Origin of the sequence: Bradyrhizobium sp. RDM12 (assembly GCF_051917485.1) — a bacterium.
GTDB lineage: Bacteria > Pseudomonadota > Alphaproteobacteria > Rhizobiales > Xanthobacteraceae > Bradyrhizobium.
This window is the reverse complement of sequence record NZ_CM133064.1, coordinates 1,977,386-1,998,105: the sequence shown is the minus strand read 5'-3', so window position 1 is coordinate 1,998,105 and position 20,720 is coordinate 1,977,386. Positions and strand designations below refer to the sequence as shown.

Annotated in this window: 12 protein-coding genes and 5 pseudogenes; all 17 read left to right on the top strand. The window is 61.4% G+C overall.

Annotated elements, in window-relative coordinates; genetic code table 11:
- Window positions 1-178: 178 nt before the first annotated feature.
- The 17 genes and pseudogenes from ACTGJ9_RS09510 (at window position 179) to ACTGJ9_RS09430 (ending at window position 20,707) form a co-directional block, all read left to right on the top strand.
- Window positions 179-1,289 (top strand): annotated as a pseudogene (locus ACTGJ9_RS09510) (NAD-dependent epimerase/dehydratase family protein).
- Window positions 1,289-2,356, top strand: coding sequence for an NAD-dependent epimerase/dehydratase family protein (locus ACTGJ9_RS09505; RefSeq protein ID WP_456678485.1), 1,068 nt, complete (start codon window positions 1,289-1,291; stop codon window positions 2,354-2,356). The pseudogene ACTGJ9_RS09510 and the gene ACTGJ9_RS09505 overlap by 1 nt, the downstream one beginning before the upstream one ends.
- Window positions 2,353-3,637 (top strand): annotated as a pseudogene (locus tag ACTGJ9_RS09500) (TIGR04295 family B12-binding domain-containing radical SAM protein). Before ACTGJ9_RS09505 ends, ACTGJ9_RS09500 begins: the two are co-directional and overlap by 4 nt.
- Window positions 3,609-4,745, top strand: a complete 1,137-nt coding sequence (locus ACTGJ9_RS09495) for a glycosyltransferase family 4 protein (protein ID WP_456676839.1) — start codon at window positions 3,609-3,611, stop codon at window positions 4,743-4,745. Before ACTGJ9_RS09500 ends, ACTGJ9_RS09495 begins: the two are co-directional and overlap by 29 nt.
- Window positions 4,742-5,869, top strand: coding sequence for a CgeB family protein (locus ACTGJ9_RS09490; protein ID WP_456676838.1), 1,128 nt, complete (start codon window positions 4,742-4,744; stop codon window positions 5,867-5,869). Before ACTGJ9_RS09495 ends, ACTGJ9_RS09490 begins: the two co-directional genes overlap by 4 nt.
- Window positions 5,866-6,954, top strand: coding sequence for a CgeB family protein (locus ACTGJ9_RS09485; protein WP_456676837.1), 1,089 nt, complete (start codon window positions 5,866-5,868; stop codon window positions 6,952-6,954). The genes ACTGJ9_RS09490 and ACTGJ9_RS09485 overlap by 4 nt, the downstream gene beginning before the upstream one ends.
- Window positions 6,951-8,074, top strand: a pseudogene (locus ACTGJ9_RS09480) (CgeB family protein). The gene ACTGJ9_RS09485 and the pseudogene ACTGJ9_RS09480 overlap by 4 nt, the downstream one beginning before the upstream one ends.
- Window positions 8,075-8,085: 11 nt before the next feature.
- Window positions 8,086-9,150, top strand: a complete 1,065-nt coding sequence (locus ACTGJ9_RS09475) for a UDP-glucuronic acid decarboxylase family protein (RefSeq protein WP_456676836.1) — start codon at window positions 8,086-8,088, stop codon at window positions 9,148-9,150.
- 46 nt (window positions 9,151-9,196) lie between these two features.
- Window positions 9,197-10,788: pseudogene (locus tag ACTGJ9_RS09470) on the top strand (alpha-amylase family glycosyl hydrolase).
- 89 nt (window positions 10,789-10,877) lie between these two features.
- On the top strand, window positions 10,878-12,152 hold the full coding sequence (locus ACTGJ9_RS09465; protein WP_456676835.1) for a DUF892 family protein: 1,275 nt from the start codon (window positions 10,878-10,880) through the stop codon (window positions 12,150-12,152).
- Between the two features lie 79 nt (window positions 12,153-12,231).
- Window positions 12,232-12,747: an inorganic diphosphatase gene (locus tag ACTGJ9_RS09460; RefSeq protein ID WP_456676834.1), complete on the top strand. Its 516-nt coding sequence runs from the start codon at window positions 12,232-12,234 to the stop codon at window positions 12,745-12,747.
- 363 nt (window positions 12,748-13,110) lie between these two features.
- Window positions 13,111-14,121, top strand: a complete 1,011-nt coding sequence (gene coxB / locus ACTGJ9_RS09455) for a cytochrome c oxidase subunit II (RefSeq protein ID WP_456676833.1) — start codon at window positions 13,111-13,113, stop codon at window positions 14,119-14,121.
- Window positions 14,118-16,031 (top strand): cytochrome c oxidase subunit I, encoded by a 1,914-nt coding sequence (ctaD, locus tag ACTGJ9_RS09450; protein ID WP_456676832.1) that lies wholly within the window; start codon window positions 14,118-14,120, stop codon window positions 16,029-16,031. Before coxB ends, ctaD begins: the two co-directional genes overlap by 4 nt.
- Window positions 16,028-16,630 (top strand): cytochrome c oxidase subunit 3, encoded by a 603-nt coding sequence (locus ACTGJ9_RS09445; RefSeq protein ID WP_456676831.1) that lies wholly within the window; start codon window positions 16,028-16,030, stop codon window positions 16,628-16,630. The genes ctaD and ACTGJ9_RS09445 overlap by 4 nt, the downstream gene beginning before the upstream one ends.
- 336 nt (window positions 16,631-16,966) lie before the next feature.
- A complete protein-coding gene (locus tag ACTGJ9_RS09440) occupies window positions 16,967-17,902 on the top strand; it encodes a cytochrome c oxidase assembly protein (protein ID WP_456676830.1) in 936 nt (311 codons plus the stop codon).
- Between the two features lie 164 nt (window positions 17,903-18,066).
- Entirely contained in the window at window positions 18,067-18,762 is a 696-nt protein-coding gene (locus ACTGJ9_RS09435) for a GlcG/HbpS family heme-binding protein (RefSeq protein ID WP_456676829.1), read from the top strand.
- Window positions 18,763-18,927: 165 nt separating this feature from the next.
- Window positions 18,928-20,707: pseudogene (locus ACTGJ9_RS09430) on the top strand (PQQ-dependent dehydrogenase, methanol/ethanol family).
- Window positions 20,708-20,720: the final 13 nt, after the last annotated feature.

Sequence of the window (20,720 nt, the reverse complement as noted above, 5' to 3'; positions counted from 1 at the left end):
CTGGATTATTGATCCAGGTTAGAGAAATTTTCGTTTGTACATTTCCGAGGAACGAACATTCCTTGCACCGCTTCTAGGAATGTGACTGGCGCGCGGGTCGCCCGACCATCAGCAAAGCGCGCTTCCACTCTCATCCAGGCCGATCACGAGATCGGTCTCACGCGGCATGGAGCGGTGAATGACGCGAATATTGATCACTGGGGGGCGGGCTTCATCGGCTCCCATGCTGCCGATGTCCTCCTCGCGGCGGGTTACGAGGTTAGACTCCTCGATAATCTCTCGCCTCAGGTTCACGGCGGCAATCGCCAGCATCCGGCCTATCTTGCAAAAGACGCTGAGCTCGTCATCGGGGACGTCACCGATGCACTGGCCGTCGAACATGCTCTGCGCGGGACCGACATGGTTCTCCATCTCGCCTCGGCCGTTGGCGTTGGTCAGAGCATGTACGACATCGAACCTTACGTCAGAACCAACGAGGTCGGCACTGCCGTTCTGCTACAGGCGCTATCGAAGCGGCCGGTCGAGCGGCTGGTGGTGGCGTCGTCCATGAGCATCTATGGCGAAGGCCTCTATTGCAACGCCAGCCACGGCGTGTTTGCCTGCGAGGAGCGGCCCATCGAACAGCTTCGCCGCGGTGATTGGGATTTGCGCGACAACGCCGGTCATCCTCTCGAGCCCGTTCCGACGCCCGAGACAAAGCAGCCGTCGTTGAGCTCAATCTACGCGCTCAACAAATATGCGCAGGAACGCATGTGCCTGATTACGGGAAAAGCCTATGGCATTCCCACCGTAGCCCTGCGTTTCTTCAACGTGTTCGGCCCGCGCCAGGCCTTGTCCAATCCGTACACCGGCGTGCTTGCCATCTTTGCGGCCCGGCTGCTCAACGGACGGCCCCCCTCGTGTTCGAGGATGGCCTGCAGCGTCGGGACTTCGTCCATGTGCATGACGTCGCGCGTGCATGCCGCATAGCGCTTGAGGCCGAGCACGCCCACGACGTTTTCAATGTCGGCTCGGGTCACAGTCGAACCATTGTTTCGGTGGCGCAAGATCTGGCCGAAGTCATGGGCCGGACCGACATCGAACCCGAAATCACCGGCAAGTACCGCGCGGGCGATATTCGGCACTGCTTCGCCGATATCGGCAAGTCCCGCGATCTGCTCGGCTTCGAGCCCCATGTCGGCTTCAAGGATGGCCTCGAGGAGCTCGCCGAATATCTGGCGGATCAGATTGCCGACGATCAGGCCGAGCGAGCAACCAGAGAGCTGCTGGAAAGAGGATTGGTTGCGTGATGACCCAGAGCGCGGACAACAGGCCTGTCCTGGTCACCGGCGGCTGCGGCTTCATCGGCTGCAATCTGGCCGATCGGCTTGCGGAGCGTGGCGAGACCGTTCTGGTGCTGGACAATCTCGCTCGCGCCGGGGTGCGCGAAAACGCGCAATGGCTGAAGTCCAGACACGGCGAGAAGATCAACATCACGATTGCCGATATCCGCGACCCGATTCCGGTAATCGACGCCGTGCGCGAAGCTCGTGCCGTGCTGCACCTGGCAGCCCAGGTCGCCGTCACCGACAGCTTGAGCGATCCCGCCTCCGATTTCGAGATCAACGCACGCGGCACGCTGAACGTCCTCGAAGCGGTTCGCCTGCACAACAGGCAGGCACCGGTGGTTTTCGCCTCGACCAACAAAGTCTACGGCCGCCTGATCGACGACGGCGCGATCGCTCTCTCGGGCCGCCGCTATGTCCCGACGGACGATGTCCTGGCCAATGGTATCTCCGAAAACGCGCCGCTCGATTTCTATAGTCCTTATGGATGTTCGAAGGGCACGGCGGATCAGTATGTTCACGACTACGCCCGGGTGTTCGGTCTGCGCACCGTGGTGATGCGGATGAGCTGCATCTACGGACCGCGGCAGTTCGGGACCGAGGATCAGGGCTGGATCGCGCATTTTCTGTTGAGCGCGATCCGCGGCAACCCGCTCACGATCTACGGCGATGGCAAGCAGGTCCGCGATGCGCTTCACGTCTCGGATGCGGTTACCGCCTGGCTTGCCGTGCTTGACCGCATGGACCTGGTGCGCGGACGCGTGTTCAACCTGGGCGGTGGCCCCGCCAACGCGATCAGCCTGCTGGAATTGATCGACAGCATCACCGATCTGACCGGCCGCAATGTCGGATACGGTTTCGCCGATTGGCGTCCTGGCGATCAGCCCTGGTATGTCACCGACACGCGCGCGCTGTCCACCGCGCTCGGTTGGGCGCCGCGGATTGCCGTCACGGAAGGTCTCCGCTCACTCCACACATGGCTCGAAAGCCGGTTCGGATCATCACACGGCGACCGCGAGGCTCTGGCATGACGCGCGTCGCCCTCATCAACCCCAACTGGGATTTCAGCGGCAGCATCTATTTCGGCTGCCGATCCCCTCACCTCCCGCTCGAACTCGGAATATCCGAGCACTACCTGAGGGCGGCCGGGCACAAGACTCTGTTGCTCGACGCGCACATGTTCGATCTGTCTCTCGTCGAGATCGAGGCCGAACTGCGCGCTTTCGGGCCCGACTTGGTCGTCGTCCGACGGCGCCGACATATCTGTTCTGGCGCTGTGCACCGCCCGAGCTCCGCGTTCCACAGGAGCTTGCGCTGGCAGTGCGAGACCTCGCCCCGGTCCTGGTCGCGATAGGTCCCCACGGCTCGACCACGCCGCGGGCGGCGTTGAAGAAGCTCGGCGTCGACGTCGTCGTGATGGGGGAATGCGAGATCTCCCTGCTTCGACTGGCCAATGGCGAACGCGACTTCGCCGGCCTGTGCTTCGCCGAGGGGGCTTCGATCCGGATCAATGGCGGCCCTCAGGCGGTCGACTTCAAGGACCAGCCGCCGCTGCGCTGGCCGGATGAAATGATCCGGCGCCATCACCACCACCATCACCGCTTCGAGGCCGAGCCATTCGCTCCGGGCGCCGAGGTCGAGGCGTCACGGGGATGTCCGTACAGCTGCACGTTCTGCGCCAAGGACAATTTTCGCAATGCCTATCGCAAGCGCCCCCCGCGATCATCCTCGATGAAATCGACAGGCTCCGCGACCAGGGCATCGAATATGTCTACTTCATCGATGAAATTTTTCTTCCGAACAGCGAACTCCTCAAGGGGCTAAGCGCGCGAGGGCTGAAGTTTGGCGTGCAGACCCGGATCGACCTCTGGAAACCAGACATGCTGGCGTTGCTCGGCGAGGCCGGCTGTGTCTCGATCGAGGCCGGTATCGAGAGCCTGACGGTCGAGGGGCGCGCCGCGCTCGCGAAGAATTGCAAGATGACCACCGATCAATTGGCCGAGCGGCTGGTCGAGGCACGCCGCCATGTTCCCTTCGTGCAGGCCAATTTGATCGAGGTGCCGGAGGACGAGGATCCGGTCGTGCAGCGCTGGCGCCGCCAAATGCAAGACGCGGGAGTCTGGGCAAACGATCCGGTGCCGCTTTATCCCTATCCGGGCTCGCCGGATTACAGAAAATTGTGGGGCGAGCCCGACGATTTCGCCTGGGAACGCGCGCACCGGCACTATCTGACGCTGTTCGATCAGTTCAGCGACGTGCAGAACGATCGCCCGGTGCCCCTCGATGCTCTCGAACTCCAGGTCGTGCCATGAGCCGTGTCTCGGACATCATGATTCTGATGACCACCGATACGGTCGGAGGTGTGGGACCTATTCCTGCGGTCTCGCATCGCATCTCTCGGAGTCCGGCGCCGAGGTCAAGCTCGTGACAATGGGTCCGCGCGCGCGGGCAGATCAGCGGGCGATGCTGCATGGTTCTCGCGTGCGCTTGATCGAAACGGATCTTGCGCTCGAATGGCAGGATCCCGAAGGGCAAAACCTATCCGACGCGCGGCGCGTCCTTGCCGGCCTCGAAAGCAAACTCAGGCCGGACGTTGTTCATCTCAATAGCTTTCGTGAGGCGTCCTTCGGCTGGCGCGCGCCAACTGTGCTCGCGGCACACTCCTGCGTTAATTCCTGGGCACTGGCCTGCCGGGATACGGATTGGCTGGAGCAGCCGCGATGGCGCCGCTACACCGAACGCGTCGCTGCAGCTCTCCACAACACTCAAGCCTGGGTGTGCCCCAGCCAGTCCTTCCACAACGTGATCGCGGAGATCTACCGTCCCCGCTCCCCGGGCGCGGTGATCTGGAATGGGATCGCGCCCGGCGAGCCCGGCGGGCGAAAACAGGACCTGATCATGGCGGCCGGTCGACTTTGGGACCGCGCCAAGAACATCGAAGCTCTGACGGCCGCGGCAGCCGGACTGCCTTGGCCCGTCCAGGTCGCGGGACCGGCCGATGCTTGCCCTTCGGCCGCCGTGAGCTGGCTCGGACAGTTGCCGCACGATGTCATGCGCGCACGCTTGCAGCATGCCGCAATCTTCGTCAGCCCGGCGCTCTACGAGCCGTTCGGCCTCTCCGTTCTTGAGGCCGCGGCAGCGGGTTGCGCACTTGTGCTGTCCGACATTCCGACGTTCCGGGAATTGTGGAGCGGAGCTGCCCTGTTCGTCGATCCTGCCGACGGCCAGGCGCTGCATCGCGCGCTTGCGCATCTCTGCACCGACGAACGTGAGCGCACCCGGTTGCAGCGTTCCGCCTATGAGCATTCCCTGACCTATTCGCTGACACGGATGACGAGCGCTTATCTCAGGCTCTACGAAGGGCTGCTCACTTCCGGGCGCGCGAAAGCGTCAGACAGTCCCATCGAGGTGCGCGCATGAAATGCGTCCTGTTCTACCACGCGTTCAGCTCCTGCTGGAACAATGGCAATGCGCATTTCTTGCGAGGCTATGCGCGCGAGCTGCATGCGCTCGGTCACAACGTGATTGTCTATGAGCCCATCGACGGCTGGAGCCGGTTGAATGCCATGCGAGAGGGCGGCACTCAGGCGATGGACGACATCCCGGCGCTCTTCCCGGGCATCGATGTTCGTCGCCATGACGCATCCCTGGATCTCGATGGGGTGCTGCACGGCGCCGATCTTGTGATTGTTCACGAATGGAACTCGCCCGATCTGATCGCGCAAATCGGGCGCAGGCGCGCGCAAGGCGCTTCGTTCACCTTGCTGTTTCACGATACCCATCACCGGGCCGTCAGTGCGCCGGAAGAGCTCGCGCAGTTCGACCTCGATGGATTCGACGGCGTGCTCGCCTTCGGTGAGGTGCTCCGCCAGATTTACCTGAAGCTCGGCTGGGCGGACCGGGCGTTCACATGGCATGAGGCGGCTGACGTCGCTCTGTACCGTCCGTTGCCGCACATCGAACGCACCGAGGATTTGATCTGGATCGGAAATTGGGGCGATGGCGAACGAAGCGCCGAACTCAACGAGTTCCTGGTTGGCCCGGTGGCTGAGCTGAAGCTCAGCGCGCGCGCCTACGGCGTCCGCTATTCGGATGCGGCGCTCGACACGATACGGGCCGCAGGCATCCGGCATGGAGGCTGGCTGCCGGCGCATCGGGCGCCCGCAGCATTCGCCAGCGCACGCGCAACGGTGCATGTGCCGCGCGGCCCTTATGTCCGGTCTCTTCCAGGCATCCCGACCATTCGCGTGTTCGAGGCGATGGCGTGCGGCATCCCGTTGGTTTCCGCGCCCTGGTCGGACGCGGAAGGTCTGTTCCCCGAAGGTACCTATTTCAGCGCCGCCGATGGAGGGCAGATGAAACGCACCCTGCGCATGCTTCTGGACGATCGCGAGCTATCCGCCGCGACCGTGGAAGCCGGCCTCCGCGCGATCAGGGAACGTCACACCTGCCGTCATCGCGCAGAACAGCTTCTCGGCATCGTCGAGAACATCCGGGCCTCGGGCCGGTCGAAGCAGCGGCCATATGTCGGAGCCGTCGCATGAAGATCTGCTTTTTCGGATCGAGCCTGGTTTCGTCGTACTGGAACGGCGCCGCGACCTATTATCGTGGCATGCTGAAGGAAATCGCGGCACTCGGGCACGACATCACCTTCTTCGAGCCGGACGCCTTTGAACGCCAGGCGCATCGCGACATCGCAGATCCCGATTGGGCAAAGGTGGTGGTTTATCCGGCAACGCCCGATGGCTGGCAACGCAGTATCGAGATCGCAGCAAGATCGGCCGACATGCTCATCAAGGCGAGCGGCGTCGGCGTCTTCGATCAGGAGCTGGAAATCGCCGCAGCCAACGCTCCCTCCAAAGCGATGCGCATTTACTGGGATGTCGACGCGCCCGCTACGCTCGAGTCGATGGCGATTAACCCGCATCACCACCTCCGACGCGCAATCCCGTCCTACGACATGGTGCTGACCTATGGCGGTGGAGAGGGCGTCGTATCCGCCTATCGCGCGATCGGTGCCCGGGACTGCGTACCGATTTACAACGCGCTCGACCCCGTCACGCACTTCCCTACGGCGCCGATTCCACGGTTCGGCTGCGATCTCAGCCTGCTGGCCAACCGCTTGCCCGACCGGGAGGAGCGCGTCGAACGGTTCTTCATCGATGTCGCATCTTCCTTGCCGGCAAGGACGTTTGTGCTCGGCGGCTCCGGTTGGGAAACCAAGGACACACCTGCCAATCTACGTAAGGTCGGACATGTCGGAACGGCCGACCACAACGCATTCTTCGGCTCAGGGCTCGCCACACTGAACGTCAATCGCGACAGCATGGCTCGATACGGATTTTCTCCTCCGACGCGTGTCTTTGAGGCCATCGGCGCCGGCGCCTGCCTGATCACCGATCAATGGGACGGCATCGATCATTTCCTCGAGCCCGGCCGCGAGGTCCTGGTGGCTTCGACAGGCGCGGAGGTCGCGGACCACATCAGCGCCCTGAGCCCCGGTCGCGCACAGGCCATCGCCGGCCGTGCACGTGCGCGCATCCTCGGCCATCACACCTACCGCCATCGCGCGCACCAGTTCAACGATCTATTTGCCGGAATCAGTTCGCGAATCGAGGCAGCAGAATGAACCTCAATATTGTCGTCATCGGTCTTTCGGTCACGTCGTCCTGGGGCAACGGTCACGCCACGACCTACCGTGCCCTGATCGAGGCCCTGGCGCAACGTGGCCACCGCGTTAGCTTTCTGGAGCGGGACGTTCCGTGGTATCGAAACCATCGCGATCTGGTGAAGCCGTCCGGGTGGAATGTCGGCCTTTACGAGTCTCTGAGTGATATTCCGCACCGCTTCGGCCAACTCATCCGTGGGGCGGATCTGGTCATTATCGGCTCCTTCGTCCCGGACGGCATTGCGATTTCCGAGTGGGTCACGAGCCAGGCCCGAGGCATTACGGCCTTCTATGACATCGATACGCCGGTCACGTTGTCCCGACTCGAAGGCGGCCTGGATTATCTTTCTGCCGCGATGATTCCGCGTTTCGACCTCTATCTCTCGTTCTCAGGTGGTTCAGTCCCGCAGATGATCGAGGAGAATTACGGTAGCCCTCTGGCGCGGGCGCTGTATTGCAGTGCCGATACGAAGCTTTACGCTCCGCAGCCGGCGGAGCCGAAATGGTCGCTGGGTTATCTGGGGACCTACAGTGACGACCGGCAGCCGATTCTTGAACAATTGCTTCTTGCACCTGCAAGGGTCCTTCCTTCCGAGCAATTTGTCGTCGCCGGGGCTCAATATCCCGAACATATAACCTGGCCGGGCAACGTAGACCGAATCGAGCATCTCACGCCGCAACAGCATCCGATGTTCTATTCGAGCAGCGCTTCGCTCTTAACGCGACCCGCGCCGACATGCGTGTTTTGGGCTTCTCCCCAAGCGTTCGGCTGTTTGAAGCAGCCGCTTGCGGCACGCCGATCATCTCAGACCAGTGGCCCGGAATCGAGACGATCTTCAAGCCGTCACACGAAATTCTTCTCGTCTCCGACTCGCAGGGTGTCGTCGAGATCCTGCGGGACATGCCTGAGGAATGCCGCCGCACCATCGCGGAGAACGCGCGAAGGCGCGTTCTCGCCGAACACACGTCGCATCATCGAGCCGAGCAACTGGAGACCTATTATCTGGAAGCACTGGCGCGGCGTCGGCGCAAATCAAGAAAATTGTCCGAAATCCGGCGGGTGCAGGTCGCCGAGCTCTGAAGGAGATTACCATGACGTTCCAGACCCGCATCAATGCGCCCCGTAACTCCTCCGCCGTCTTGATTGCGGGAGGCGCCGGCTTTATCGGATCGCATCTTTGCGACGCCTTGCTACAGCGCGGCCACAGAGTGATCTGTGTCGACAACCTGTTGACCGGGACGACAGACAATATCAGGCCTCTGCTCAACCATCCGAATTTTCGTTTCATCGAGCATGACGTGCGTGAGCCGCTTGAGATCGACGAGGACATCAGCCGAATCTACAGCTTGGCCTGCCCGGCCTCGCCGCGCCACTACCAAAGGGATCCGATCGGCACGATGAAGACGTGCGTCGTCGGGACCCTGAACATTCTCGAACTGGCGCATGAAAAAGGAGCTCGCGTGCTTCAGGCATCCACCAGCGAGGTATATGGCGATCCCGAGATTCACCCTCAGCCGGAGTCTTACCTCGGCAACGTCAATCCGATCGGCCCACGAGCCTGCTATGACGAAGGCAAACGGGCGGCAGAGACCTTGATGTTCGACTATCACCGGATGCATGGCATCGAGATCAAGATCGCCCGCATCTTCAATACCTATGGACCGCGCATGCTCGAGAATGACGGCCGGGTCGTCTCGAACTTCATTGTGCAGGCATTGCGGGGAGAACCCATCACGATTTACGGGCGCGGAACTCAGACCAGGAGCTTTTGCTTCGTTGAAGATCTCGTGCGGGGACTGCAGCTCCTGATGGAGAGCCCGGCCTCCGTCACAGGGCCATGCAATCTGGGAAACCCGCACGAGGTTACGATCGAAGCGATTGCCCGTGAGGTTCTGTCGTTTACGCGGTCGGACTCGCCCCTGCGATTCGAGGAATTGCCAAAGGACGATCCGCAGCGCCGCAAGCCGGTTATAGATACGGCCGAAAGGTCATTGGGATGGCGTCCACGCGTGGCGCTGAAAGACGGGCTTCAGGCAACAATCGCCTACTTTGCTCTCCGCATAGCAACGGATGCGCCGGCGCTGGTGCCCGCAATCGCACCGCGGAAGGCGGGCCGGATGGCACGCAGCAGACTGACAATCGCAGACCAGCGCTAATGAGACGACACACGCCCGTAAACAGACAACGCGGCAAAGCTTCTTCATGAACGAACTTGCAGACGATTGGTGGAAGTCCGCGGTCATTTACGAACTAGCGCCTGTTTCCTTTCAAGACTCAATGGAGATGGCAAAGGAGATCTGCCCGGCCTCCTCCCGCGCATCGACTACCTCAGCTGGCTCGGCGTCGACGCAGTCTGGCTGACTCCGATCTATAGAAGTCCCTTCCGCGATTTCGGTTACGACATTTCCGACTTTCGGACGATCGACCCGACGTTTGGCAGCCTTGAGGATATGGATCGCCTGATCGCCAAGCTGCACGGGCTTGGCATCAAGCTTATTCTCGATCTTGTGCCGAACCACACGTCCAGTGATCACGATTGGTTCGTTGAAAGCAGTGCCTCCCGCGACAATCCAAAGGCGGATTGGTACGTCTGGGCCGAGCCGGCTGCGACAGGTGCTCCGCCCAACAATTGGCTCAGCCGCTTCGGCGGCAGCGCTTGGGAATGGTGCGACGCGAGGCGACAGTACTACTACCATTCCTTTCTGGCCGAGCAACCTGACCTCAATTGGCGCAATCCCGAGGTCCGGACGGCAATCGCAGATGTCATGCGGTTCTGGCTGGATCGCGGAATCGATGGATTTCGTGTCGACGCCAGCGCCGTCCTGATCAAGGATCACCTCCTCCGCGATAATCCGCCCGCGCCACAAGGCCGGAACAAGCCGCCGCCGCAGCGTTTCACGCCGGTCTTCACCGACGATCGACCAGAAACGATGCAATGCATCGAGTTCATTCGCGAAGTCATCGATCGCTACGAGAGCAGGCTGCTATGCGGGGAAGTTCAGGGCAAGACGGACCGCATTGGTCACTTCTACGGAAACGAGCGGCCACGTCTTCACCTCCCGCTCAATTTCGCACTGCTCGATTGCCCCTGGGACGTGCTCGAGTTGCAGGCAGCGATCGATGCTTACTTGAATGCTCTGCCCGAGGATGCCTGGCCGGTGTGGGTCATCGGAGGTCATGACAAGCAGCGCATCGCAAGCTCGATCGGACAAGCGGCGATGCGCACGCTGGCGATGTTGTTGATGACGCTGAAAGGTACGCCTTTCTTCTTCATGGGCGACGAGATCGGCCGCGAACGCGTTCACATCCCCGATGATCGAATTGATGATCCGTTCGAAAAGCTGGTCAAAGGATATGGTCTCTGTCGCGATCCCGAGCGCGCTCCGATGCGATGGGATGACAGCCCCGCGGGCGGCTTCACGACGGGCGAGCCCTGGTTGCCGCTGGAGACAGACGGCGCCCGCAACGTCGAGCAGCAACGAAGCGATGAGCGCTCTATCCTGCATCTATTCCGGCGCCTCATTGCGGCGAGGCGAGCACACCCAGCGCTGCGGCGCGGCGAATATCACCCGGTCCGGGCCCGTAACGACGTCCTGGCGTTCAAGCGTACCTTGGACGCAAGTGAGCTGCTGATCATTCTCAACATCGCGGCCGAGCCCCGCAAGTTTGAATGGGAACGTCCTGGGAACGTGCTCCTGTCGACGCATCCGGACCGGCCCTTACACACTGCTGAGCCGGCATCCACTCTCCTGAAAGGCAACGAGGGTCTGATAATCGAACTCAGCAGGGCTTGAGGCGCGGCAGACGCTGCGGTGGATCAGTAGGAACGAAGCTTTGAAGGCGCCGTTGTCGCGTCACCCAGTCCACCTGCCCAGGAATTCCCATGTATCACCACGTCAAGAAGCTCATGTTCACCGTCCGCGTCGACGAACCCGATCCGCGCTTTGGCAACATGCTGCTCGAGCAGTTCGGGGGCGCCAATGGCGAACTCGCCGCTGCAATGCAGTATTCCATTCAAGGCCTCAATTGCGAGGACTCCGATCGCAAGGACTTGCTGATGGACATCGGGACGGAAGAACTGAGCCATTTGGAAGTCGTCGGCTGTCTCGCGCGAATGCATCTGGCGCCGTCGAAATTCGACCGCCAGGCCGCGGAGGCGGATCCGCTCATCGCAATTGCCGGCGGCGGCGGGGTGAATCTGTTCAACTCGCAAGGAAATCCATGGACGGCCGATTATCTGAAGATCACCGGTGAACTCGACGTCGATCTCCGAAGCAATATCGCGGCCGAAGCGCGCGCGAAAATCGTCTATGAGCGACTGATCAATTTTTGCGACGATGCCGGTTCCAAGGACGCCCTGCAGTTTCTGATGACTCGCGAAATCACGCATATGAAGGCATTCGCGGCCGCGCTTGAGAGCCTGTCCAAGCCGGCGTTCAGCGTCGGCCGGATTGCGCCGACGCCGGGTCTCGTCAACCAGTTCTTCAACGACTCCACCGGGACGGGCGACCATGGCGAGATCGACACGCGCGGTCCATGGAACGAAGGTGGGGAATGGGTATTTACCGACTCGCCCGCGCTGCAGGCTGCCGAGCCCGGCGCCCCGACACCCATCGTCACCGAAAGCTCACCCCCGGTCGACGAGGCCGGCCTGACCGAGCTCCTCTTGCATGAGCTGAGGGACATCCTGCATGCAGAGAAGCAACTGACCAAAGCGCTGCCAAAAATGGCGCAGACTGCCCGGTTCGATCAGTTGCGGGAGCTTTTCAAGCAGCATCTGGGCGAAACGGAAGAGCAGATCGCCCGTATCAATCAGTGCTTCGAGCTTCTCGGCGAGAACGCCCGCGCCAAACCGTGCAAAGGCATGATGGGCCTCGTCGAGGAAGGCAAGGAGGTCATGGAGGAGAGCGCGGAAAAGGAAGACGCGGCCGCCGACCTCGCCCTGATCGGTGCCGCCCAGCGGATCGAGCACTATGAGATGGCCGGCTACACCACCGCCCGCAACCTTGCACAGCAACTCCGACACAGTGCGATCGTGGCACTGCTGTCCGAGTCGCTTGCCGAGGAAGAGAATGCTGATGTCCTGCTCAACCAGGTTGCGCGATCGCTGATGTCCGTGGCCAAAATGCCCGCCACTTTGGAACAGGCCGAATCCTAGGACGAAGCGGCGCCCAGCCTAAATTTAATCACGAGGTCGGCGCGCTTTCGGCCGACCTCGTCCGTATTGAGCCCATTCAATGACGGATCTCCTGCGGCTGCCAAGCTGGGCTGATACAGATAATCTCCACGCGGTCGTCGAGACGCCGCGTGGAAGCTCATGCAAGCTTGATTTCGATCCCAAGCTTGGCGTCTTCACGTTGGCGAAGCCGCTCATGGCGGGGCTCACTTATCCCTACGATTGGGGCTTCATTCCATCCACCAAAGCGGAAGACGGAGATCCGCTCGACGTGCTCATCATTCACGACGCCAAGACATATCCCGGCGTGGTCCTGAAATGCAGGCCGATCGGGATACTGGAAGTCCAGCAGAAGAGCAAAGGCCGCGTGGAACGGAATGACCGCGTGTTCGCGGTCCCCGGGCGTTCATCCCTCGAAGTCGATCTCCGGGATGTCCGGGACCTGCCATCGCACGGCCGCGAAGAGCTCGAGCAGTTCTTTCGCGCAACCAATGCGTTGGAAAACAAGGAGCTCAGTTTCCTGGGATGGCACGGTCCCAATCGTGCGGTCAAAGCAATCCGCCGGCTGTCTTGCTGATTCCCGGCGCCGCTTGGCGCCGGCTGCCTGAATACTCGCCCGTTCCCAATTCAGAACGCGCGCACGCGCGATCGCTCCTGCCCTCGGGTACTTGGAACCACTCTTCCTTAAAACCATTCTTCAGGGCGGCTTATGGAAACCACGACGTCATGCTCGAATATCTGCGTGCATTCGCTCAGCCAGGAGCGTTGATCGCCACTGGCCTCGTCCTCCTGCTCATCGCTGCCGGCGATGCAGCGATCGCGATCGCGGTTAAGGGGGTGGCCGCCGCTCTAGGCTCGCGGCAACCACACCGCGCAGCCGCAAATAGGAACCTTTGTACCCTGCCGCAGGTTCCGAGGAGGCGGAGTATCTGTACCACCTATGCCAGCCTGGATGAGATCGGGTCTTGTGTTTTTTGCGGCTTGGCCACTCGGCGCCTGCGCCGGGCGGCAATCTGCGTTGGATCCTCACGCGCTGCAGTCCGAAGACATTTTCCGCACGTTTCTCGCCTTCCTGGGACTCGCAGCGGTGGTCTGGATCGCCGTCATGGTGGCTCTCGCCGCCGGACTCTGGCGCCGGTCCTCAGCGTCCCGAAACCCACTTGCGCTCGATCCGCCGTTCGAGAGGCGTGCTGGCCAAATTGTCCTTGGGCTCGGGATAGCGACGATCATCATCGTACTTGCGCTATCCCTGGTCAGCTACGCCGGACAACGCAGCGTGTTCGCGAAAGACCCAAACGCGCTCACCCTCAAGATCACCGGACATCAATGGTGGTGGGAAGTCCGTTATGAGGCGGACAGCCCGCATTTGAGTTTCGTCACGGCAAACGAGATTCGGATCCCGACCGAGCAGCCCGTGAGGTTGCAACTGGAATCGGCCGACGTCATTCACAGTTTTTGGGTCCCCAGTCTCACGGGAAAAATGGATTTGATCACAGGCCAGCAGAACGAGATCCAGTTCACGGCGAAGACGCCGGGCACCTATCGCGGCCAATGTGCCGAGTTCTGCGGACTGCAGCACGCGCATATGGCCTTCGCAGTGATCGCGCTGCCCAAAGATGAATTCAACCGCTGGCGCGATCATGAGAACCAGGGCGCCGTCAGCGCCAGCGACCCGCTGGCAAAACAGGGCGAGCAGCTGTTTCGCGCGCGCGGCTGCGCCCTGTGTCACACCATTCGCGGCACCCTCGCCGGCGGTCAGCTCGGCCCCGACCTGACGCATATCGGCAGCCGAACCACCATTGCGGCGGGTACCTTGCCCCTCAATTCAGCGACTCTCGGCGCATGGCTAGCCGATCCGCAGCACATCAAGCCCGGCAATCTCATGCCGCAGATGCCCATGCAGTCAGATGAACTCATCGCGATCCAACATTATCTGGAGCAGCTCAAGTGACCCTGGTCGCCCAGCACAGCGAATTGCGCGACGATGCTCTGGACGGGCTGCAACTCGCGGCGCGGCTCGACAGGATCTGGCGAACCCCATTCGGCTTGATCGGCGCGCTTACCTCGGTCGATCACAAGGTCATCGGCCGGCGTTACATCCTTACGGCTTTTATATTCCTGTTTCTGGGCGGCCTTCTCGCGCTCATCATGCGCACTCAGCTCGCCGGCGCAGAGAAGCACGTGTTATCCGCAGACCTCTACAACCAGGTCTTCACGATGCACGGCTCGACCATGATGTTCCTGTTCGCCGTGCCCGTCATGGAGGCCTTCGCTGTCTATTTCGTGCCGTTGATGGTCGGTACGCGGAATATCGCATTTCCGCGCCTCAATGCCTTCAGCTATTGGATGTTCTTGTTCGGCGGACTCTTTTTGTGGATTTCCTTTCTTTTCAATGTCGGCCCTGATGTCGGCTGGTTCGCCTACGTCCCTCTTTCGAACCTCCAGTTCACGCCCAGCAAGCGCGCCGACGTCTGGGCGCAGATGATCACGTTTACGGAAGTCGCCGCGCTTGCGGTCGCCGTGGAGATCGTCGTGACCGTCTTCAAGCTGCGCGCACCCGGCATGACGCTCGACCGCATCCCCATCTTCGTGTGGTCGATGCTGGTGACGTCCTTCCTCGTGATGTTTGCGATGCCTTCCATCATGATCGCCTCGACCTCGCTGATCCTCGACCGGCTCGTCAACACGCATTTCTTCGACCCGGCGTCCGGCGGGCACGTACTGCTGTGGCAGCATTTGTTCTGGTTCTTCGGACATCCCGAGGTCTACATCATCTTCCTGCCTGCGACGGGCATGGCCTCCATGATTCTCGCTACCTTTGCGAGGAGGCCGGTGATTGGCTATCCCGTGATCGTCCTGTCCCTGATCGCGACCGGCTTTCTGTCGTTCGGGCTATGGGTGCACCATATGTTCGTGACCGGACTGCCGCAGCTCGGCGCCGCGTTGTTCACGGCCAACAGCATGCTCATCGCAGTCCCGAGTGGCCTGCAGATCTTCTGCTGGCTCGCAACGCTGTGGGACGGCCGGCCGATTTACCGCACGCCCCTGTTGTTCGTGCTCGGCTTCATCGTGATCTTCGTGATCGGCGGCCTTTCGGGTGTGATGGTGGCCTCGGTTCCGATCGATACCCAGGTGCACGACACTTATTTCGTGGTCGCGCATTTTCATTATGTGCTGATCGGCGGAGCGGTGTTTCCGCTGATCGGGGCTGTCTATTATTGGTTCCCGAAGATCAGTGGCCGCATGTTGAGCGAGAGACTGGGGCGGTGGAATTTCTGGCTCGCATTCGTGGGCTTCAATGTTGCGTTCTTCCCGATGCATATTCTCGGACTCATGGGCATGCCCCGCAGGGTCTACACCTACACGCCCGATATGGGCTGGGACCGGTTGAACCTCCTGTCGACTTGCGGCGCGGCACTTTTCGCCGTCAGCTTCGTCCTGCTGATTGCAAATGTGATCGTCAGCCTTCGCAAGGGCGCGCCGGCCGGCGATAATCCCTGGGACGCTTCCACGCTGGAGTGGGCGACGACCTCCCCTCCGCCGCCCTACAATTTCGATCGTATTCCCGCGGTCGATCATCGCGACCCGCTGTGGTCTGATACCGAAAGCAAACGCGTCGTGGCCGGCTTGAGCGTGGAGCGCCGTGAGGTGCTGCTGACATCGCTCGCGGAAGCCGATCCCCAGGTCCGCGAAGCCTCTCCGGAGCCGAGCATCTGGCCACTTCTCACCGCGCTCGCCACCACGGTGTTTTTCGTTGGCTCGATCTTTACGCCCTGGGCCGTGCTCTGGGGTACGCCCCCCATGGCGATTGCCCTGATCGGCTGGTTCTGGCCGACCGGCAGCAGGGAGGACGAGGAGTGAGGCAGCAGCAGATCGTTCTCAACGTCGCGGAATTGCCGACCTACGGCTTTGGCCCGCGGAGCGGGCCCTGGTGGGGCGCGATGAGTTTCATGGCCCTGGAAGGCATGGGCTTTGCCATCGCCGTCGGTGCATACCTCTACCTGTATGCGGTGAACCCGACCTGGCCGATTGGAGCATCGCCACCCGACCTTTGGCCGGGTAGCGTCGAGACCGCGCTGTATCTCCTCAGCATCATCCCGAACCAGTACACCAATCGTGTGGCGCATCGCCACGATCTACGGAAGGTGCGAGTTTGCCTGATCGTCATGTCGCTGATCGGAATCGTGCTGCTGGTGTTGCGCGGCTTCGAATTCGCGCATCTCAACACCCGATGGGACAATTCGGCCTATGGCTCCATCGTCTGGCTCATTCTCGGCCTGCATACGACGCATCTCGCGACCGATCTTGCCGACACGATCGTTCTGACGGTGCTGATGTTCACTTCACACGCAGAACCGCGTCGCTTCAGTGACGTCACCGACAACGTCTTCTACTGGAATTTCGTCGTGCTTGCATGGCTGCCTCTGTACGTCCTGCTTGATTGGGTGCCCAGGCTATGAATACCCCCGAGCAAAACTCAACGCTGCTCTATTGGGCCGGCGTCGCTCTAGGACCGACCGCCTGGGCGACAAATTTGCAGGCCGCTTACGCCATCACACATTTCGCCTGCCACAACACGGCTTCCAGCGGCTTGGTCATCGGGATTATCTTGATCCTCGTCTCTCTGACCGGCTCCCTGCTGTCGGCGCGAGCGATCTATCGCGGCGCCGCGGCGAATGGGCCGACGCCCGAGGCGGCGGCCCCAGAACGTTCATGGCCTGGCTGGGGGTCGGTAGCGGCGTCCTGTTCGCGCTCGTGATCGCAAATCAGCTCATCGCCGCATTCACGGTCAACTCATGCCTGCGCTGATTGCCGTTCTGCTGCTTGTCGCGTCCCTGCCGTCCTTCGCCGGCGCGCACGGCGTTTCCGACGTTATCGATTCATCCTCGTTGTGGAGCTGCGACCCTTGGCTGCTCGTCCCGCTTTATGCCGTCGGCATCGCTTTTTACATCGGAACGCAACGGCTCTGGCGTAGCGCCGGCGGTGGACATGGGGTGAGCTACAATCGCGTGGCCGCGTTCTGGACCGGATGGCTCGTCGTTGCGCTCGCGGTCACATCACCGCTTCACTGGATCGGCGAGCGCCTATTCACCGCGCACATGGTCGAACATGAATTGCTGATGTTGGTTGCCGCCCCGCTCATGGCCTGGGCAAGGATCAACGGTCCGATGCTATGGAGTCTGCCCTCGAAGCTGCGCGCCCCGGTGGGTCGCGTCCTCAGCACAGGTCCGTTGGCAATCATCTGGAGTTTCGTCAGCCACCCAATCAGCGCGACCGCGCTGCAGGGGCTTGCTCTCTGGATCTGGCACGCACCGCCTCTCTACACCTGGGCTCTGGAGAATGTCGCCGTTCATCGTCTCCAGCATGTCAGCTTTTTTGCGACAGCGCTTCTGTTCTGGTGGGTGCTTTTCTATGGCCGCGGTCCGGGACGCAGCGCGCGGCTGCGCGACGGGATCGGCATCGCGTGTCTCTTTGTAACCGTCCTGCATTCCGGCGTGCTCGGGGCTCTCCTGACGTTGTCGACACGCGTCTGGATTCCCGGCCAGGGTGTTCTCGCGGCGGATTTCGGCCTTTCAAAGCTGGAAGACCAGCAGCTCGCAGGCATCCTGATGTGGGTGCCGATGGGAGCCCTCTACACCGGCGCGGCGCTGGTCTTCGCCTATCGCTGGCTCACCATGAACGAGTCGCCATCCGCTCGCGCCTACTCCTACCGAATGCCCGGGCTCGGTTAGGAACCGCCGGTTTCGCTCGGCGTTCGTCGCGCAGTGGTGAACGGTCAGCACCGGTAATCGGAGGATGCATGAGCAACCGACACGCAATGGCAGGATTTGCGATTTTGATGCTTTCCGGACTTGGTCCGACGGCAACGCAAGCGCAGGATCAGCCGAGTCCTCCAATGTCCTGTCCGGTCGATCATAATCAACTGGCCGATGTCCTCAAGAAGAGCGTCAAGCCGTCGGGAGGTCCAAGCAACGGGGGATTTGACAACAATGAGTGGGCAGCCGTCGTCAACCGCCAAGGCATCGTCTGCGCCGTCGCTTACAGCGGCGACAAAGTGGACGATCAATGGCTCGGCAGTCGCGCCATCGCAGCAGAGAAGGCAAACACAGCCAATGCGTTTAGCCTCAAGAACAAGGCGATGGCGAGCGCAAACCTGTATGCGGGCGCACAACCTGGAGGCTTTCTGTTCGGCGCGGCACTCAGCAATCCGCCTTCACCGGAGGTCATCTATGCCGGTCGGCCCGAGGACTTCGGCACCGCGCAGGATCCGATGATCGGCAAACCGGTCGGCGGCATGATCGTGTTCGGCGGCGGCCTCGCACTCTATGACGACCACGGTATCGCCGGTGCGATCGGAATCAGCGGCGACAGCTCGTGTGCGGATCACAATGTCGCCTGGCGCACGCGCCACTATCTTGGGCTCGATCACGTTCCGGCGGGCGTCAGTCCCAACATGAAGGACGCCATCATTTACGATATCGGGCCGGACGGCAAAAGCCCTTCGGGCTTTGGCCACCCCAAATGCAACGGCAGGGAAGACCAGATCGCAACCGATCTTGGTGCCGGGGTCTCGGGAAACGTCGTGAGATAGGCTTCCGCGGCGGGCGGGTTAGGAACCAACAGCTGAGGAAACCTTTGTACGTTCGCGGTTGGCCTGCGGCGCGGCGCGGACCGTATGTTGCCGTGGAGATATTTACATATGTTGGTATTGGCCTCGAGACTGGTGGGAGTGTTGGGCGCCGTCTTGATCACCGGAATGCCGCTGTCCGCCGCTTCGGCTGAAACCGATCTGATCAACCGCATGAAGGATCCCGGGCAATGGCCGATGGCGGCGCGGGACTATGCCAACACCCGCTACAGTGAGCTCGATCAGATCAATGCAAGCAATGCTTCTCGCCTGCAGCTTGCCTGGACATTCTCGGTTGGAGCCGATCGAGGACAGGAAGCGGCCCCCATCGTCGTCGACGGCACGATGTATGTGGTCGGTCCCTATGCGGGCCCGTACCCCAACCGCGTGTTCGCGCTCGACGCGACGACTGGCGAGCTGAAATGGTCGTATGCGCCAAAGCCGGAGCCCGCCGCGGCCGGCGTCGCCTGCTGCGACGTTGTCAACCGGGGACTTGCCTTCGACAATGGGAAGGTCTTTCTCAACACGCTCGACAACCACACGGTTGCGATCGATGCCGGCAGTGGCAAGGAGCTCTGGCACACGAAGCTCGGAGAGATCAACAAGGGCGAAACGATCACGATGGCGCCGGTGATCGTCAATGGCAAGATCCTGGTCGGCAACAGCGGCGGTGAGATGGGGGTTCGCGGCTGGGTGACTGCACTGGACGAAAACACCGGCGCCATCGTCTGGCGCGCCTATGCGACAGGACCTGACAAGGATGTCCTGATCGGCGAAGACTTCAAGCCATTTTACGACAATCTCAAGGGCCAAGACCTCGGCGTCAAGAGCTGGCCAGCCGACCGTTGGCAGGTTGGCGGCGGCACGGTGTGGGGCTGGATTTCCTACGACCCGGAATTGAAACTGCTCTACTACGGTACTGCGAACCCAAGTCCGTGGAACGCCAACCAGCGCAGCGGCGACAATCTCTGGAGCACGACGATCTTCGCAAGGGATCCTGACAGCGGCCGCGCCAAATGGGCTTATCAGGTAAACCCGCACGACCTGTTCGATCACGACGAAATCAACGAAAACGTTCTTGTCGACCTCGAGATCAACGGGCAGTCGCGCAAAGTCCTGATCCATCCCGGCCGCAACGGCTACATGTACGTGATGGATCGCGCGACCGGCGAGGTGATCTCCGCGGATGCCTACGAGTTCGTCAACGCTTACAAGGGCGTCGATCTCAAGACGGGGAAGATCATCCCCAATGACGAGAAGACGCCTCTGCTCGGCAAGACCATCGAAGACATCTGCCCCAGCGCGCCCGGCGCCAAGGATTGGCAACCGAGCGCCTGGTCTCCCGAACCAGGCTGCTCTACGTTCCGCATCAACATCTCTGCATGAATTTCAAAGCCTCTCAGGTCGGCTATATCGCCGGCACTCCGTATGTCGGCGCTGAAGTCGACATGTTTGCGGGCCCGGGCGGCTACCGCGGCGAGTTCATGGCGTGGGATCCGGCCGCGCGGAAAAAGTGTGGGAGATTCACGAGAAGCTTCCGGTCTGGAGCGGTGCATTGGTCACGGCAGGAGACGTTGCGTTCTACGGCACGATGGATCGCTTGTTCAAAGCGGTCGATGCCAAGGACGGACATCTGCTCTGGCAGTTCAGGGCGGGGTCCGGATTTATCGGTCAGCCCGTTTCGTATCGCGGCTCGGACGGCCAGCAATACGTCGCCATTCTGTCAGGCGTCGGGGGTTGGCCGGGCGCGGTGGCAAATGCCGAGATCGATCCGCGCGTGCGCAACGCCGCGCTTGGCTTTACAGGCGCTACCCAGGATTTGCCGTTCTACACGGCGGGCGGCAGCGAATTGCTCGTCTTCAGGTTGGGCAATCCGGCGCAGGACAACAATCATGCGCCGGCTCGGTAATGGAGTGACAGTA

Excerpts from the sequence above, each read along its gene's own strand:
- ACTGJ9_RS09490 (WP_456676838.1), top strand. The coding sequence starts at position 4,742 with ATGAAATGCGTCCTGTTCTACCACGCGTTCAGCTCCTGCTGGAACAAT.
- coxB (WP_456676833.1), top strand. The coding sequence starts at position 13,111 with ATGCCAGCCTGGATGAGATCGGGTCTTGTGTTTTTTGCGGCTTGGCCA.
- ACTGJ9_RS09495 (WP_456676839.1), top strand. The coding sequence starts at position 3,609 with ATGCTCTCGAACTCCAGGTCGTGCCATGAGCCGTGTCTCGGACATCAT.
- ACTGJ9_RS09435 (WP_456676829.1), top strand. The coding sequence starts at position 18,067 with ATGTCCTGTCCGGTCGATCATAATCAACTGGCCGATGTCCTCAAGAAG.
- ACTGJ9_RS09465 (WP_456676835.1), top strand. The coding sequence starts at position 10,878 with ATGTATCACCACGTCAAGAAGCTCATGTTCACCGTCCGCGTCGACGAA.
- ACTGJ9_RS09505 (WP_456678485.1), top strand. The coding sequence starts at position 1,289 with ATGACCCAGAGCGCGGACAACAGGCCTGTCCTGGTCACCGGCGGCTGC.
- ACTGJ9_RS09485 (WP_456676837.1), top strand. The coding sequence starts at position 5,866 with ATGAAGATCTGCTTTTTCGGATCGAGCCTGGTTTCGTCGTACTGGAAC.
- ACTGJ9_RS09440 (WP_456676830.1), top strand. The coding sequence starts at position 16,967 with ATGCCTGCGCTGATTGCCGTTCTGCTGCTTGTCGCGTCCCTGCCGTCC.
- ACTGJ9_RS09475 (WP_456676836.1), top strand. The coding sequence starts at position 8,086 with ATGACGTTCCAGACCCGCATCAATGCGCCCCGTAACTCCTCCGCCGTC.
- ACTGJ9_RS09460 (WP_456676834.1), top strand. The coding sequence starts at position 12,232 with ATGACGGATCTCCTGCGGCTGCCAAGCTGGGCTGATACAGATAATCTC.